Annotated in this window: 13 protein-coding genes; 11 read left to right on the plus strand and 2 right to left on the minus strand. The window is 54.1% G+C overall.

All coding sequences use genetic code 11. The features are described 5' to 3' along the window. Nucleotides 1-13: 13 nt before the first annotated feature. Entirely contained in the window at nucleotides 14-181 is a 168-nt protein-coding gene (locus ACFPOF_RS01420) for a hypothetical protein (RefSeq protein ID WP_378128877.1), read from the plus strand. On the opposite strand, the gene ACFPOF_RS01425 is transcribed toward ACFPOF_RS01420, so the two are convergent. Further along, nucleotides 168-902 (minus strand): response regulator transcription factor, encoded by a 735-nt coding sequence (locus ACFPOF_RS01425; protein ID WP_378128879.1) that lies wholly within the window; start codon nucleotides 900-902, stop codon nucleotides 168-170. The genes ACFPOF_RS01420 and ACFPOF_RS01425 overlap by 14 nt on opposite strands. 138 nt (nucleotides 903-1,040) lie before the next feature. Between ACFPOF_RS01425 and ACFPOF_RS01430 the strand changes: the two genes are divergently transcribed. The 4 genes from ACFPOF_RS01430 to ypfJ are packed head-to-tail and all read left to right on the plus strand — an operon-like array spanning nucleotide 1,041 to nucleotide 7,010. Beyond that, a complete protein-coding gene (locus ACFPOF_RS01430; protein WP_378128881.1) occupies nucleotides 1,041-3,080 on the plus strand; it encodes a sensor histidine kinase in 2,040 nt (679 codons plus the stop codon). Nucleotides 3,081-3,106: 26 nt separating this feature from the next. After that, on the plus strand, nucleotides 3,107-4,981 hold the full coding sequence (locus tag ACFPOF_RS01435) for a sensor histidine kinase (protein ID WP_378128883.1): 1,875 nt from the start codon (nucleotides 3,107-3,109) through the stop codon (nucleotides 4,979-4,981). Continuing rightward, nucleotides 4,962-6,131 (plus strand): response regulator, encoded by a 1,170-nt coding sequence (locus tag ACFPOF_RS01440; RefSeq protein WP_378128885.1) that lies wholly within the window; start codon nucleotides 4,962-4,964, stop codon nucleotides 6,129-6,131. The genes ACFPOF_RS01435 and ACFPOF_RS01440 overlap by 20 nt, the downstream gene beginning before the upstream one ends. A 51-nt stretch (nucleotides 6,132-6,182) precedes the next feature. Next, a complete protein-coding gene (ypfJ, locus tag ACFPOF_RS01445; RefSeq protein ID WP_378128887.1) occupies nucleotides 6,183-7,010 on the plus strand; it encodes a KPN_02809 family neutral zinc metallopeptidase in 828 nt (275 codons plus the stop codon). 77 nt (nucleotides 7,011-7,087) lie between these two features. Here the strand turns inward: ypfJ and ACFPOF_RS01450 are convergent, their stop codons facing one another. Further along, complete coding sequence (locus ACFPOF_RS01450) at nucleotides 7,088-8,857, minus strand: glycoside hydrolase family 35 protein (protein ID WP_378128889.1); 1,770 nt, start codon at nucleotides 8,855-8,857, stop codon at nucleotides 7,088-7,090. A gap of 194 nt (nucleotides 8,858-9,051) precedes the next feature. Here ACFPOF_RS01450 and ACFPOF_RS01455 point away from each other — a divergent pair, with 194 nt between their 5' ends. The 6 genes from ACFPOF_RS01455 (at nucleotide 9,052) to ACFPOF_RS01480 (ending at nucleotide 17,047) form a co-directional block, all read left to right on the plus strand. Beyond that, nucleotides 9,052-9,957 (plus strand): AraC family transcriptional regulator, encoded by a 906-nt coding sequence (locus ACFPOF_RS01455; protein WP_378128891.1) that lies wholly within the window; start codon nucleotides 9,052-9,054, stop codon nucleotides 9,955-9,957. Nucleotides 9,958-10,211: 254 nt separating this feature from the next. Further along, on the plus strand, nucleotides 10,212-12,410 hold the full coding sequence (locus ACFPOF_RS01460; protein WP_378128893.1) for a hypothetical protein: 2,199 nt from the start codon (nucleotides 10,212-10,214) through the stop codon (nucleotides 12,408-12,410). 24 nt (nucleotides 12,411-12,434) lie between these two features. Next, on the plus strand, nucleotides 12,435-12,668 hold the full coding sequence (tatA, locus tag ACFPOF_RS01465; RefSeq protein WP_378128895.1) for a twin-arginine translocase TatA/TatE family subunit: 234 nt from the start codon (nucleotides 12,435-12,437) through the stop codon (nucleotides 12,666-12,668). 31 nt (nucleotides 12,669-12,699) lie between these two features. After that, a complete protein-coding gene (gene tatC, locus ACFPOF_RS01470; RefSeq protein ID WP_378128897.1) occupies nucleotides 12,700-13,509 on the plus strand; it encodes a twin-arginine translocase subunit TatC in 810 nt (269 codons plus the stop codon). Between the two features lie 113 nt (nucleotides 13,510-13,622). Next, entirely contained in the window at nucleotides 13,623-15,365 is a 1,743-nt protein-coding gene (locus ACFPOF_RS01475; RefSeq protein WP_378128899.1) for a sensor histidine kinase, read from the plus strand. Continuing rightward, complete coding sequence (locus ACFPOF_RS01480) at nucleotides 15,362-17,047, plus strand: response regulator transcription factor (protein ID WP_378128901.1); 1,686 nt, start codon at nucleotides 15,362-15,364, stop codon at nucleotides 17,045-17,047. The genes ACFPOF_RS01475 and ACFPOF_RS01480 overlap by 4 nt, the downstream gene beginning before the upstream one ends. Nucleotides 17,048-17,053: the final 6 nt, after the last annotated feature.

The raw sequence follows: 17,053 nt of genomic DNA on the forward strand, positions 1-17,053 counted from the left end.
AGATGAGCTGAATATGGAGAAAACGATATCGATTCACGGTGCCAATCCCGGCGATGTGCTTGCCGACGATGTCATTACCGCTACCGGGAGCATTGCCATGCTTTCCGGCGTGACGCTGACAAGAGAGATGCTGGATCATCTCAAGCAACTGGGAGTGTACACGCTTATTATTCGGAAGTAGCTGCTACCTCGACGGTGCCGTACGGGTTGAACTTGTAACCTAATCGCCCGGACGTAATGATGTATCGGGGAAGAGCCGGGATCGGCTCTATTTTTTTGCGCAAATTGGAAATATGAGTTTTCACGGTATCTTTGGAGTAGTTGGCGTCATCCTCCCATACTTGACGGTAAAGCTGCTGGGGGTGGAACACTTGATTCGGCTTCTTGGCGAGCGCGAGGAGCAGTTGGAATTCCTTGGCGAGAAGAAACACAGGCTCACGATTCACCGTAACCGTCAGTCGTTCCAGGTCGATGCTTAGCCCGGGAAATTCCAGCTTCGTCCCTTTAGTCTCGCTTGCGGGCTCTCGGTCGAGCAGATGACTCCAGCGCAAATTCGCTTTCACCCGCAATACAAGCTCTTCAGGGTCGAAAGGCTTGCTAATGAAATCGTCGCCGCCGGATTTCAGGGACAACGCTTTATGTTCCGGACTCTGCGAACCGGATACGAACAGAATCGGTCGCTCATATTGTTTTCTAATATTGTCGCAGAGCGTAATACCGTCCATGTCGGGCATCTGGATATCCATAATGATGAGATCCGGTTCCTCGATCGCGAGCAGCTCAAGCGCTTGGACGGCGCTTGGCGCATTCCGGACAACGTATCCCTCGTGGGATAGAAAAGCGGTCATCAGACGCTGGATATCCGGGTCGTCGTCGATAACGAATATGACTTCAGGATTCACCTTGAAGCCTCCTTCGTGCATGGCGTTAGCGTGAAAGGAATGACTCTATCGGTATATTAACATTTTTTACATAGCGGTGGTACTATAGTAGAAGGAAGCCGTAGGGCAAGAGATACGGACGTTCAGAGAGGTTGTTTTATGAAAAAAACCTTGGCGGAGCACAATCGACTATTTTTTCTCTCGATTATTCTGTTTATTGCTGGCGTGGCGCTCGTCTGGTTCATTTTTATGCCGAATGAACGCGAAGCCGGCGGGGACGTTGTGTCCGGTTCGGAGATTCATTTAACCGAGGAGCTAGATAAGGTTACTTTAAACGCGGGCATGCAAGTGTTCTCCGACCCGGAAGGAACGCTGACCTACGATCAGGTCCGGGCGCCGGAAGCGGAGATGGAGTTTGCACCCGCAGATGGGCGTTCCGCTTTCGGGCTTGAAGGAAAAGCCTACTGGGTCCGGGCGACGATAACGAACGGGACTTCGTCGGATCGCTGGGTGCTGCGCCTGTCGAACCCTGTCGTAGATACGGTAGAGCTGTATGTGGACGGGCATCGGCCTGCAAAGCTGAAGGATCACTATTGGGCTTACGAGCTTACCCTCCCAACCGATCGCTCCGTTACGCTTTATCTTCGAGCGACGACAGAAGGGTCGATGATCCTCCCGCTCGAATTGATGCGTTCTCCGGCATACTCCGTCAAGCTGAGAACCGAGTATATCCTGTTTGGCCTGTATTACGGCTTCGTTCTGCTTATGGCGGCGTATATTTTCTCGATGTTCATCTTCATGAGAAACATCGCTTACCTCTATTACTCTGTGTATATCGTTCTCTTCGCTTTGTCTCAGTTGTTCTGGAACGGATTGCCGCAAGAGATGCTCGGGGAACAGAACGGGCTGATCCGGCTGCTCCTGCGCACTTTCGATACCTATGAAGGCATCTTTCTTTTTTTCTTTATTCTTTGTTTGTGGTTTGTGGTGTTTTTTCTGGAAAAAGTGCTGCAACTGCGCGTGTTCGCTCCTCCGATGCATGATGTGGCCAAAATGATTCAATGGGCTTCGCCGCTCCTCGTATTGGCTCTGCTCTTTCATTGGTCGTGGCTGTCGACGATCGCGATCTGGTATGAGTTTGTCGTTTGTTTATTTCTGATTACTTCGATTAGCGTCAGCGTGTTCCGAGGCAATATCGCGGCCAGATATATTATGCTTGGCATGATCGCGGTCATCGGCCTTGCCGCACCGTCCATCATGTACACGTTCAGCTTGGCCGATTACAACATTTTGACTCATTACGGCTATCAGCTTGGCTCCATTGCGGAGTTTATCGTATTCTCGGCCGCGCTGTCCTATCAAACAAGGCAAATCGAGAGAGATAAGCATAACGCGCAGCAGCAAATGATTGCCAACCAGGCGAAGCTTGTGCGAACGTTGGAGCGGTGGAACGAAGAGCTGGAGATGACAGTCAAGGAGCGAACCGAGAAGCTCGTGCAAGCCCAGAGAAGGCGCAACGAGCTGCTGCAGAACATCTCGCACGACGTGCGGTCGCCTCTGACCGTCGTGCAGGGCGGGATCAAAGCGATGATGCTCGGCATCCAGGTGCATCCGGGAGAGCAGAACAAACATCTGGAAAATCTATATGAGAAAGTACGCTACATCACTCGGTTTATCGACGATTTTTTTAAGCTGAGCCTGGAAGAGCGGGACGAGGTTTCGCCCTACGATTCGACCGAAGAGGTCCATATGAAGCAATGGATCGGGAAGGAATTCGTCCTGCTTGAGGAGTTTATTGAAATCGCAGGGCTGCGGTGCGAGACTGAAATTCGCGGCGAGGACGATAAGATTATCACGATCGATCAGCACGGCATAAGGCGGGTGTTATCTAATCTCGTACACAATGCTTGCAAATATTCTCCGGCGAATAAGCGAGTCAAACTTGCGGCGACGATTGACGCGGACGGCGTTCGAATTAGCGTGGAAGACGAGGGCGAGGGGATCGATGCGGAGAACCTCGACCGCATTTTCGAAAGGGCGAACCGGGGAGCGCAGTCCGATCCGTCCACGGGAAGCGGTCTTGGTCTTGCCATCGCCAAGGAAATTGTCGAGCAGCACGGAGGAACGATAACGGCGGCAAGCGAACGTGGCAAAGGGAGCCAATTTGTCGTTTATCTTCCTGCCGACGGGAAGCTTTAGGCGGCATATGGCGGCGAGCGACGTAAATGGCGGCAACGAGAGAGGAGGCGGGCAGGGTGCTCAAAATGATGATGGTGATGATGCTGCTGCTGGCGGCGTCCGTGACATTGTTCGTTGCGGCGCTTTCTTACCGTAAGCGATGGCTTGCGATCGCGCGTACGATGACGCTGACGATGCTGGCCGCGACTTTCTATTCCGCGGGTTATGCGTTCGAGCTTCTGAGCCGCAATTTGTTTCAGGTTAAACTCGCGCTGAATGTGCAATACCTAGGCATCCCATTCCTTGTGGCGCTGTGGCTGCTGCTTATTCTCCAATTTACGGGCGTGGCGTCCCGTGCGCAGCCGAAGTATGCGCTGCTTTTGTTCATCGTGCCATCGATCATTTTCGCGCTTCATCTGACGAACGAGTGGCATCATTTGATCTACGAGCGTTTCGTGCCGAATGCGCAAGGGGAGTTCCCGCTCTATACGACCGTTAAAGGCCCATGGTATCAAATCCATACCGTTTACAATTATGCGCTGCTCGTCTGCTGCTTCATTGTGTTCGTACCGATGTACTGGCGGGCGAATCCGGTTGTGCGCAAGCAAGTGTTGTTGCTGATCGTAGGCGCAGCGTTCCCAATGCTGTTTAACCTGGTGATGTGGTCCGGGTTCAAGATTGACATGACACCGCTTGGATTCGCCGCTTCAGGCGTCTTGTACGCATGGGCGATCTTCCGCTTTAACTTGTTGAGGCTGACTCCGCTCGCCCAAGCCCAAGTGTTCGAGACGATCCGCGATGGCGTCGTGCTGCTCGACTACGAGAACCAGATCGTCAGCCGCAATCTTGCAGCTCAAGCCATATTGCCTGAGCTTCGTGATCAAAGGAGTCTGCCCGTGCCGGTCGAAGAGGCGCTGGCTGCCTATCCGGAATTGCTCGAACCTATTCTTGCCGCAGGCCCGAGCGAAGAGCGTTTCGCCTTCCGCCGCTCCGACGGCCGAATATTCAAGCATTACGCTTGCAGCCTTGCCGGCATTTACGATACGGGTAAAGCGCCAATCGGCAAGCTGCTGCTGCTCAGCGACGTAACCGAGCTAGTAGAGAACGAAGCAAGGCTGCGCGAGAACGCGCGTCAGCTGATGGAGCTTAATGCCTTTAAGGACAAGCTGTTTACCGTTGTCGCCCATGACATTCGCGATCCGATCGCGCATCTCGTCAGTTTGACCGAATTGCTCGAAGAAGAGACGGCGGCGGGCGAGGAAGAGAATGAGAATGAGGACATTCCGAATGCCGAAGTCTTTCGCGAGATTAGAGGGCAAGTGCGCGGCACATTCCAACTCGTCGACAACTTGCTGGACTGGTATCGGAGCCAGCGCGGCGAAGTCGCGTTCCGTCCGATGGCGTGGAATTTGCGGCAGGTCGTTCGCCAGGCGCTCGCGCTTGCGGGGGCGCGCGCCAATCGGAAAAGCATCCGGCTGCTCGAGCGAATAGATGGGAACTTAACCGTGAATGCCGACAAAGAGATGCTTGATCTGATTTTCCGCAATCTGTTGTCCAACGCCATTAAATTTACAGGGATCGGCGGCAACATCGAAGTCGGCGCAACGCCGGAAGATGACTTCGTCCGGGTGTTCGTCCGGGACGACGGCTCCGGCATGGACGAGACGACATCCCGGCTGCTGCGGCAGGAGGAGTTGTTCTTCGTGGAGCAGGGGAGCGGACATGAAGCCGGGGAAGCACGGTTTGGCCTAATGCTAACGCGTGAGTTTCTGCGCATTCACGGCGGTCATCTGCAGTTCGATAGCGTTCCCGGCGAGGGAACAACATTTTATTTAACATTGCCCCGGGCGATCGGCGACGAAAACGGAACGATGGCGGGCGAGGAAACGGCGGTGAGCGCTCATGAAGACGATTTTAGTTGACGACGATCCCGTCATGCATCTGATTATGCGCAAAATGCTGGCGAAATTCCCCGCCTTGCAAGTTGCAGGTACGTTCTCCGACGCGGCTTCGGCGGATGCGTTTCTGAGCGAGCGAGAAGATATCGAACTCGCGTTCGTGGATATTTCCATGCCAGGGAAAGACGGCATGTCGTTCGCTTCCGGGCTGGAGCGAGCGGGCAGCAAAATGCAAGTGGTGTTCGTCACTTCGCATAAGCATTTTGCATTGGAAGCTTTCGAATTGTCCGCGCTCGATTATTTGGTCAAGCCGGTGACGCAAGAACGACTGGAGCGCACCGTCCACCGCGCATTGGCCGGAAGGTCGGCAGTTCGCTCGTCCGGCTCGGGAGAGGCAACGGATACAGCGGTGCTCCGTCCGGAGGATACGGTGCGCATTACGACGCTTGGCGATTTTTCGATCCGCACAGAGGCGGGGCGCGTCAAGTGGATTTCGGGCAAAAGCGCGGAGTTATTTGCCTACTTGCTTATGCACCGAGGCGATCGCATCTCGCGCGCCCGGCTTGTCGCGGCGATTTTCGGAGGGATGACGCAGAGCAACGCCGAGAAATATTTGAACACGGCCATCTACCAATTACGCAAGTCGCTGGAGCCGCTTGGGTTGAGAGAGGCGGTTCGCTCCGAGAATGACGGCTATGCGCTTGAGCTTCCGCATGCTGTCGTCGACTATCAGGTTTTCGAAGAGCAAGCTGGCGAGCTAGATGCAGCCGAACGGTTGCAGCCATCCGAAGCGGACAAGTTTCTGAAAACGGAGAGGTTGTACACAGGCGACTTGTTTGGCAACAAGGCGTATGTGTGGGCTATTCACGAAACGGAGCGATTGTCCAAATGTTATGCGGAGTTCGTCAAAAGTCTCGCCCAATCGCTCTTGGAGCTGCGGATGCTCGACGCCGGGTCGAAGCTGCTGTTCAAGCTGCATGAACGCGATCCTCTCGACGAATCCGTCGTTAGTTTGCTGATGGAGTACCGCTGGCGAATGGGGGACAAAAAAGGGCTGACCGCGCAATATACCGACTATGTTAGGCTGCTGAACAAGGAACTAGGTATTCGCCCGTCCAGAGAGCTGCTCATGCAATACGATACCCTTGTGAGCCGGCCGCAGGGCGACGAATAAGTCTTATCGCGGGGACAACTCGGATTGCATAGAGAGAGGGGAAGAGCCGTCATGCAGTGGAGAGGCAGAAGAGAGAGCGACAACGTCGAGGTTCGCCAAGGGCGCGGCGGCAAAATCATCGGCGGCGGAGTCGGCCTCGTCGTCACGATTATCGCTTACTTGTTGTTTGGGGGAGATCCGGGAGCTGTGCTGAATCAAATCGCGGCCTTCGTCCAATCTTCCGACGAGGTTGACCCGATCAAAGACGATGAGAGGGCCCAGTTTATCTCGGTTGTGCTGGCAGATACGGAAGACGTGTGGACAGCGGTGTTCGCGGAGCGGGGGCTCGTCTACGAGAAGCCGAAGCTCGTTCTGTATTCGGGATCTGTCGACTCCGCGTGCGGCACTCAACAATCGTATGTCGGGCCGTTCTATTGTCCGGGCGATCGGAGCGTCTATATCGACCTGAGTTTCTACGACGACTTGAAATATCAACTGAATGCCCCCGGCGACTTCGCCATGGCTTACGTTGTCGCGCACGAAGTCGGTCATCACGTGCAAACGCTACTCGGCAGCGGCGAAGACGAATGGGAGGATGTAGACACGGAAAAAGAAGCGAATGCCTTTTCCGTAAAATATGAGCTGCAAGCGGATTATTTGGCCGGCGTATGGGCGAACCATGTGCAAGGGATGAATCTGCTTGAGGCGGGCGACGTAGAGGAAGCGTTGACGGCGGCTAGTGCGGTCGGGGATGACAAGCTGCAAGAGAAAGTGCGAGGATATTCCGTTCCGGAGACGTTCACGCACGGCACTGCCGAACAAAGAAAACGTTGGTTATCGAAAGGCTTACAGACTGGGACGATCGAGGGCGGAGATACGTTCGGGGCGAAGAAGCTGTAAGCATCAATAACGGAGCAGCCCCCTCAGTCATGAAGATGACGAAGGAGGCTGCTCCGCTTGGTTGTTGTGAAGTGAATTTATCCGAGTTGAGCTCTGTCTTCAAAGGCGACGCTCAATTGCTTCGTGCCATGCAGTTCGAAAATGACAACCTCGTTGCTGCCTACCTTGAGTAAAGGAGCGGGAATATACAATGTTTTTTGCGGGCCGCGTTCCCAGTAACGGCCCAGATTGAACCCGTTCACATAGATAACGCTCTTGGTCCAGCCCTCCATGTTAATAAAGGTGTCGGCTGCTTCGTCGATGTTCAAGGTCCCTTTATAGAAGACCGGCGAATCCGCATCGTTTCTCCCGACAATTTCCTTCTGCCCGTTGACCGCGTTGAAGGTAAGGGATTGCAGGTTGTTGAGCGGCAGCGTGCGAATTTCCCAATCAAATAAAAACTGATAGCCCAGGCGCACGCCTTCGGTAATTCCCTTGCAGTCTCTTAGAAATTGACCATAATTTGTTCTTCCCAAGTTCTCGACCAGAATGGTCAACTTGGCTCCGGATGCCGGGATTTCCAACTCAACCGACTGCAGTTCCTTGCGATCTCGTTCGATTACGCCCATGTACTTTCCATCCAAATAAACGATTGCCCGGTCGTGGACGTCCATCAGCGTCAGATTTGTTTTGCTGCGAGGTCCGGTAACCTGAGTCGTGTACATAATGAAGCCGTAGTCCTGGCCTAGCTTCTCCATTGTTATCGGATAGGCGCTTTGCGTTGGCGTGCTTAATGCATCCAACTGGTCGAATAAGCTTGCCCGTTCCGTCAGTTGGATTGTTCCATAGGCTTGCTTTTTGATCGGATCGGGCAGCACCAATGGCTCCAGCTTCTCGTATTGCTCGATTACGTTACGTACGGCATAGAATTTAGGCGTCGGATCGCCCGATTCGTCCAAAAGCACGTCGTAGTCGTAGCTCGTAATCGTCGGCGCATATTCGGGATTGTTAGCTCCGTTATAGAAACCGAAATTCGTGCCGCCGTGGAACATATAGAAGTTCACCGAGGCGTTCGCCGCCAGCATTTCATTCAACACTTGAGCGACATCGGCCGCATCTCTCGTATGGTGCTGCTCGCCCCAATGATCGAACCACCCGTTCCAGAACTCCATGCACATAAAAGGTTTGTCGCTCTGGTACTCGCGCAATTTCGCGAACGCTTCTGTAGGACGGGAACCGAAATTGACGGTTTCGAGCAAGCCGTCCACCATCCCGCCTTGCAGCATTGCGTCTTCAGGGCCGTCCGAGGTGAACAGAAGCACGTCCATTCCGCGCGACTGCATGCTCGTTTTCAAGTAGTTCAAATATTTCTTGTCGTTGCCGTAGCTGCCGTATTCGTTCTCGATCTGCATCGCGATAATCGGACCGCCGTTCGTACAGAGCAGAGGTTTCAGCTTCGGCAGCAGCACATCGTAATAAGCATCGACTTTATCCAGGAAAGGCTGATGGAAGCAGCGTAGTTTCATATCGGAATCAGCGAGCAGCCAGGCGGGCAGTCCGCCGAATTCCCACTCCGCACATATATATGGACTTGGACGAACGATGACGAGCAGTCCGACCTCGGCGGCAATTTCAATAAATCGCTCGAGATCCGCTATGCCCTCAAAGCAGAATTCGCCTTCGCGCGGCTCGTGCAAATTCCATGCAACGTATGTTTCTACCGCATTAAAGCCGCATGCTTTCAGCTTAAGGAGACGATCTCGCCAATACTCCGGCACAACGCGAAAATAATGTATAGCGCCGGAAATCAGGCGAATTGGCTGTCCATCCAGCATAAATTGATTGCCTTGATAATTAAAAGTTCCCATGTGCATCCACTCCACGAATGATAATGATAGCTATCACCATCATAAGAAGTAGGTACGGGATGCGACAATTAGCAAATGTGCCGACTATTTGACCATTTGTTGCTGCGTCATTAGACGGAAGGGGAGCGGCGAACTATACTGGTCTTAGCGTACTAATGCGGGAGTCTACGATGCCCCATAGGGAGTGACGATAGATGGAAAACGAGATTCGAATTGCAAGCATGACGCACACGCTGCAAATTGTCGGATGCCATTTTGGCGTCAAGGAGCCGTTCTGGTCGTATCCGCGCCATCACCATCATTTGTTTGAGCTGCTGTATTGTTGGGATGGAGAAGTCACTTTGTCTACCGAAGATTATGAATTTACATTGGAGACAGGGGATTTGCTGCTGCTGAAGCCGGGGGTTAAGCATCACATGCATAACAACTCTGCCAAGCCGTACAGTTTTTTTAATGTTCATTTCAATATTGACGACCAACAACTCCGCGATCACCTGTCGGCCAATGCCTACGAGCATATGAAGAAGTCGACCATTCAACAAACCCGGCTGCCTGCTTGCTTGCAGCAACTAGAGGCATTGCTTCAGACCGAATTGCAAAATCCCGATCGTCACGGCTGGAATGATAGCGCCATTGTGTTGCACCTCGCGGGCTTGAACAAGCTGTTGTTTCAAAGCCAAGTACTGCTGCTGATTGCAGAGGTTGCAGCTCTGCTTGATGCCGGAGCGCACCTACATCGCGAATGGGATCGGCGTAGTACCACAACCGAGGTGGATATTGCGCATGCCATAGAGTCCATGATTCAGAACAATATGTACACGGATATTAAAATTGAAGAGATCGCCAATCAATTAAATTTGAGCAGAAGCCAATGCTACAAGGTTTTCACGAAAGTGTATGGGATGTCGCCGCGCCAATACTTAACTCAACTTATGTTGAAGCAAGCCAAGCAGCATTTGCTGGAGAATGAATTAACAATAGAGGCGATCGCCGCGAAGCTGGGTTTCTCCTCGATCAGCCATTTTTCTAGGCAGTTTAAGAGGTGGACGGGCGTGTCTCCTGCGCAGTATCGTCCGAAGCATTTCATCAGGAAACCATAAACCGGCGGTCGAAGCTTTTTCACTCATTCATTTTCTTGAGTCTCACGAATCATGTGAGGCTCTACTTGTGTTGGAGAGAAGCGCGCACTTCATAAAGAAGGGGAGTCGGGTAGGATGCCAAAGTGGATAAGGAGCGTCAATGAAAGTAGAAAAAAGCTCGTATTTTCCGAAATGACCGTTTTCTATAATAGGAAACGCAGCATCCGAATGCGGCCAATTGTAAGCGCTCTACCAACCATTTTGAGGAGGCGTGAATGATGTCGGAAGAGGATCGTGACAACAAAGGAAAGACGGAAACGAGACAGGTTATGCCTGAGGAGAATGGCGGGACCATCTCCAGAAGAAAGCTGTTGGCTTCGCTAGGCTTCGCGGGAGCGGCCGTCGTCGCGGGAAGTTTGCTTCCGTCGGGAGCGTTTGCGGCGGAGGATAAGGAGAAGGAGAAGGAAAAATCCAAAGTAAAAGGCATGACGGCCTGCGATCCGGACGAGCTCTGCGGCAGAGTGACAGCCATCGAGACCGACCTGCACAGCCAGGTACAGTTAGTCGACTTCGGCGCCACTGGCAGCGTCGTGGCAGACACGGCGGCATTAGCCTCGTTGGCTTCTTATGTCAACGCGTTCCCCAACGGCACGCAGCCGATCGGCATCGTCGACGGCATTCCGGTTCGGGTCGGCATCAACCGCGCATCTGCGCCGCTGAAGTACACGTTCAGCGCGGGAACTGCCTTTACGCGGCCGGTGGAGCTTGTCGGCAGCGTCTCGAAGGTATTGGATTATACTGGCACCGGCGTCTTCCTGAGCATGGGAACGGACGACGGCCGTACGAGTGGCAATCTGTTCAATGACGACCATTATCTGCTGGACGGCCTTCACCTCACCGGCGGGAAAAACATGTCGGCAGGCATCAGCTTTGCCCCGTTTTTCGGCCTGATGGCCAGAATAAGAAACTGCATATTCAATCAGTTCGGCAACCCGAACAGCTGGGCGATCGAGTTCCAGGCTCAAAACTGGTGGCCGGAGATCGCGGGCTGCCGCTGGGAAGCGCTGGACGATCAGGCGAAGAACTTCGTGAAGGCTATCGATGACGGTCGCAGCGGCGCATACCGCGGTTCCGGCAATTCGCGCCTTAGCTTCGTCGACAACAAGTGCAAATGGCACGGCTTGCTGATCGGCGGCACCGGCATTTACACGAATGCGGTCAAAACGTTAATCAGCCGCTGCGACTTCGAGAATGCGGCCGTCGGCGTGCAGCTAGGCTCCCCTTCGATGAAGACGGAGATTGAGAATTGCTACTTTGAGCAGCCCTTGGGGGGAACCTCGATTCGACTGGGCGATCAAACGCCGCAACCCAATAACAATATCCACTTGATCAGCATCAAGGACGTCTACGTGAACCTGCACGGCACCGGCAAATTTTTGGACACGGCGAACCCCAACGTCGTCACTGCAGGATCACAGATCGACGGCGTGACGCTCCTGCTCGGCGCAGAGCAGAGCCCGGTGCTTAACCTGAACGACCAACCGGGCCAATATGTCCGGGTGCGCAATCTTGTGGCTTCCTATCAGCCGCTCGTGCCGGTGACCGCGAACCCCATTCATGTCATCGACGTCGACGGCGTGCACAACAGGACGGTCGTGAACGGCGCACTCGCGGTATCCCAGACGGGCGACAGTTATACGATACCGGCCAATACGCTCAAGCGGCTGGCCGATATGTGGTACGCCAAAACCGACTTCGCTTCCTGTATGGCTTCCCGCGTGCAACTGAGCAATGCCGACTTCATGCGGACCCGTAAGTCGCAATATGCGCTGCGATTCACGCCGGGAGGCTCGGGCACCTACAAATCCGTGTACTTCATGGTGCCGGGCTTAAGCGAGATGGCCGGGCATGTCTGCACGGTACAGCTGTTCGCCCGCGCCGCATCCGCCGCGAATCTGCGGGTCGTCGCCCAAGCGGCCTATTCGGCCACGGCTATAGTGCCCGCGGAGATCAAAGCGGAGAACGTCGCGCTCACGACGAGCTTCAAGGAGTTCACGTTCCCGTTCTGGCTCGGCAACCATGCGAGCTTGAACAAGGATTCCTGGTTTATGCTTGAGCTGAGAATGCCGGATACGCCGGCCTGGTATGAATTTACCGGCGTGCGGATCAATCACGGCGACTTCGGCCTCTGCGCGAGCAACGATTACCTCCCTGCGGGGGATACGCTTGAGGCCGTCCAGCATTATTTCGAGCGCAAGGCCGTTGCCCTGACCACGACAGGAACGACTACGCTTACGGTGGATATGGCGCCCAAAGCGAAGGCGCTCGCGTCGGCCGTTATGACCTTTACGACCCCCGTGAGAAGCGCGCTCGCCGGCACGGAGGTGCAAGGCGGTGCGAAGTTCAACTTCGGCAGCTCTATTACGACCCTCGACGCCGTCGTAGATTTCGATACGCAAGCGTTTCAATTCTAACAATGACAGAGGAGGAGAATTCTTATGCATCCGACTTCGATCACCGGTTTTGTCCTGATTCTCATCGTTGCGCTGCTGCTGTTCGGCCCGAGCAAGCTGCCCGAATTGGGCAAGGCATTCGGACGCACGCTCCGGGAGTTCAAAAATGGCGCCAAGGAATTGATGCCGGATAAAGAGCCCACGCTCCGGGAGGTGCTGGCGGACGAAGACGTGCGTCAGACGGAGGACCCGAGCCGGCAGCTTCAGGTTCCCAAGTAAGCCCAGCATTCGAGCGAGAGAGGGAGCATCCATGAATAACGCGGATATGAGGAACGTGGACATGAAGAAAGATGACATGAAGCTCTCTTTGCATCTGGCGGAGCTTCGCAAACGGCTGTTCCTGATCCTCCTCATGCTGGCGGTAACGATGGCCGGCGGGCTGTGGATCGCGACCGATCTGGTGAATTATTTGCAGACGCTGGCGCCGGCATCCGCAATCTCCTGGCATGCCTTTTCTCCTTGGGATAGCATTCGGGTTTATATGCAGGCCGCTTTTCTCTGTTCGGTCGCGGTCTCGATGCCTTTCACCCTTTATCAGCTGTGGGCATTCGTCCGCCCCGGTCTTCGCCGGGAAGAGCGGTCGGCCGCGCTCAGATATATTCCGCTGGCGACAGTGCTTTTTGCCGCAGGCCTGATATTCGCCTACTTTGTCGTATTCCGGTCGGCCTTCCGGTTTGCCGCGACGCTTAACGACCGGATGGAGATGACGGAAACCTACGGTACTGCACAATACTTTTCGTTTATGTTCAGTATTTTGCTGCCGGTCTCCCTGATTTTTGAGCTTCCTGCCGTCCTGATGTTTCTCACCAAGCTGCGGCTGATTCGACCGGCCTTCCTGCGGAAGTACCGCCGGCACGCGTACTTGGGCTTGATTGCCGTCTCTACCTTTATCGCTCCGCCGGACTTTGTGTCCAATCTCCTGATCGCGGCACCGCTGCTCCTGTTGTTCGAGCTGAGCGTCATGCTCTCTTCCTTCATCCACCGTAGGCAGCTACTGCACGATCTGGCGTCGGAATCGGCAATCGGAGACCTGGGAAGTCCGCAAATGCAGTCAGGCTGATCAGCGCCAGTCAGGGTCTGTCTGCCGGAAGGATAGTCTTCCGGTGGCAGATCCTTGTTTGGTAAACTTGGATGATAATCACCTGCGGCCGCCGGCGCGAGAGGAGAAGACGTATGCAGCTATTCACGCGTTTGGGCAATCTTTCCATCTTCCCTAAGCTGATTCTTACGTTTATCGTGATCATTCTGCCCATGTTCGGGCTCAGCATCGGATTGAACGAACTCGGCAAGCGGGAGGTCAAGCAGCAACTCTCCAATACGATGGACGCGCAGATCCATTACTACTTTCTTTCCCTCGAAAAAGAAATCCAGCAGATCATTCGGACGCAGATGGAAATGGTCAACGATCCGGACTTGCAGAAGCTGGTCGGGCTGGGATCGATCTTGTCGGAGTACGAGAAATCGGTGTTGATCGGCAATTTGGACAATAAGTTGAGGAGCTACAGGGAATCGAGCGTCTATATCAAAGATATCAGCCTGTACGTAAATTCGGTATCGCATGTGGTGACGACAGCCAACACGGCCGTCCATCCGGTCACGAAGGAAGCGATGGAGGAAGTGTACCAGGCGATGTTCACCCACGGATTTCCGTTGATCTACTCCAAGGATCGCCTATATGTCAATGTGAACGAACCGGTTGCCCCGGGCTCAAGGAAGGCCGTCCCTTACATGCTGCAAGTCGAATTGTCCGTGGACGCGCTAAGAACGACGCTGAACAGCTTCAACCCCGACGGAAAAACCGTGCTGTTCAATGACGCGTGGTCGATCGGCAGCGAGAAGGAACCGGGGCTATTCATGCAAATCAAGCAGCGAGTCATCCCTGATCAGAAAAACGCAAGCCGGCAGTCAAGCCTGCGGGTGGACAAGAAGAACTACCTCGCTTTCTACGAAAAGTCCCTTTCACTTGACGCTGCGCTTTTATTTTATATGCCGGAAAACAAGGTGCTAGGTACGCTGAAAACCTATCAGACTTGGTCCTGGCTGCTCGTGGCCAGCTCGCTGGTCATCGTGATCGTGTTTTCTTACGGCATCTTTATGCTTATTCACCGTCCCTTGAGGAGGTTAGTCACGCAGTTTAAGAGCGTCGAAGCCGGCAATTTTAATGTCTCCTCTCCTCACAAGAACCAGGACGAATTCGGTTATCTGTTCCGCCAATTCAATAAGATGGTCCACAACTTAAAGGTGCTGATCGACGATCTCTACGTTCAGAAAATCAGGCTGCAGCATTCGGAGCTGAAGCAGTTGCAGGCGCAGATCAACCCGCATTTCTTCTACAACAGCTTCTTCACCCTTCATCGGCTGATCCTGAATTACGACAATGATTCCGCTGCACTCGTCTCGAAAAACTTGGGCGAGTATTTTCAATATATCACGCGAAACGCGCAGGACGAAGTCAACCTCGAGTCCGAAATCAAGCATGCACGCTCCTATGTCGAGATTCAGAACGTACGTTTTTCCAACCGGATCGAGACCGAGTTCGGCGGTTTGCCGGCACACCTGAACGATATCCGGGTTCCCAGGCTGATCGTGCAGCCGATTATCGAAAACGTCTATCAGCATGGGCTCGGCGATAAGGTGCTGGAGGGCCGGCTGCGCATCAGCTTCGAGGAAGCCGAAGGGAAGCTGCGGATCCGCGTGGAAGATAACGGCCCCGGTCTGCAGCCGGCGGAAATGGACATGCTGCGCAGCCGGATGAATCAAGCGGAACTCGGCGGAGAGAGCACTGGGTTGATCAACGTACATCGGCGGCTGCAGCTGAAGTTCGGCGCCGAGTACGGCGTCTCGGTCGCGCGAAGCGAACTCGGCGGCTTGCTCGCGAACATCATCATCCCGATGGAAAGAGGGGACCAACTATGATCAGACTACTGATCGTCGACGATGAGCCGATCATCGTCAACAGCATGTATCAATTGTTCCGTGAGGCCGTTCATCTGGATATCGAGATCTATCGGGCCTATACCGTCTACGAGGCGCTGGATATCCTCCAACAGCATCGGATCGATCTCGTGCTGTCCGACATCCGTATGCCGGGCTTAAGCGGCATCGAGCTTCAGAAAGTGATCATCGACAAATGGCCGAAGTGCCAAATCATTTTCCTAACGGGATACGACGAGTTCGAGTACGCCAAGCAAGCGATCCGCAACGGTGGGGTCGCCGATTATTTGTTGAAGCATGAAGACGACGACATCATCCTGCAATCGGTAGAGAAGGCCGTCGCGTCCATCGAGAAGCAGGCGCTGACCGACAGCTACGCCCTGCAATCGCGGGAGAAGCTGCAAATGGCTCTCTCCGCAGTTCAGAAAAATGTTCTGTTCGACCTGATCTACGGCAAGCCTGCGCCTGAGCTGCTGGCCAGAAAATTTGCGCAATTGGAAATACCGCTGCAGGCGGACAGGCCGGTATATTTGGCGATCGGGCGAGTGGATGCCTGGGCCTATCCCGACAACGATAAAGACCGGGAGTTGCTCGCCTTTGCCGTACAAAATGTCGTGGACGAATATTTGAGCGCGGCGGGCATATGCGTGTCAGTCGCTTTCGGACATCACAAGTTTCTCTGGCTGATGCAGCCGGAGCAGCGCTCGGAAGAATGTCCCGACGAGGACGCGGAGCAGGCTTGGAAGCTGCTGATGGCAAGGGTCAGAGGCCTGCTGGAGGATGCGCAGACGGCTTGCAAGCAGGTGCTGAAGGTATCCGTTTCGTTTGCCATGAGTGATGAGCCGGCGGACTGGGAAAGCTTCGGACCGCAATTTAACTATCTAAAAATTTTACTGGGACATGGGGGAGACGGCAAGCGCGAGCTGCTGATCCGGGAAGGAAATAAGCTCGGCGGCCTGGAGATCGATCGCAACCGCCGGTATTTTGCCGACTCTCAACTGCTGAGGAAGCAGCTCGGACAATTGGAGGACTACTTGGAGAGCGGGCAGGAGGAGGCATTCATGGCGCTCTACGAACCGGTCATGAACAAGGAAGCCGCTTCCTACAGCCATACCGACTTGCTGGAGCTCTTTTATTCCATGTCCCTGTATTTGTTATCGTACGCGAATCGTACGGGACTGCTGCATGTCCTTTCGTCCAAGATGAACATCGGCAAAATGACGCAGTACGACGCCCACGACACGTGGGACAGCGTGGTCGATTATTTCGCCGACTTCGCCCGTCTTCTGTTCGCCAACAGGCAGAGCAGTCCCGAGATGTATACGCAGCGTACGATTCAGAGCATCCACCAGTACGTTCAAAATCATCTGGATCAAGAATTGACGCTGACGAATCTGGCGGCGCACGTCAATCACAGTCCGGCCTACCTGTCGAGACTGTACAAGAAAGAAACCGGTGTGACGCTGTTCAACTATATTACGGAATGCCGGATGGCGAAGGCCAAAGAAATGCTCGCCGGAACCGCCATGAAAATACACAAAATCGCGACGGCCGTAGGCTACGAATCACCTCCGCAATTCACACGTTCGTTCAAAAAGTGGTTCAAAATCACGCCGCAGGAGTACCGTGACGCCCATCAGACGCTCGATCCCGATAAGAGATAACAGGAG

This window comes from Cohnella soli, from assembly GCF_042655525.1.
Classification (GTDB): domain Bacteria; phylum Bacillota; class Bacilli; order Paenibacillales; family Paenibacillaceae; genus Cohnella; species Cohnella soli.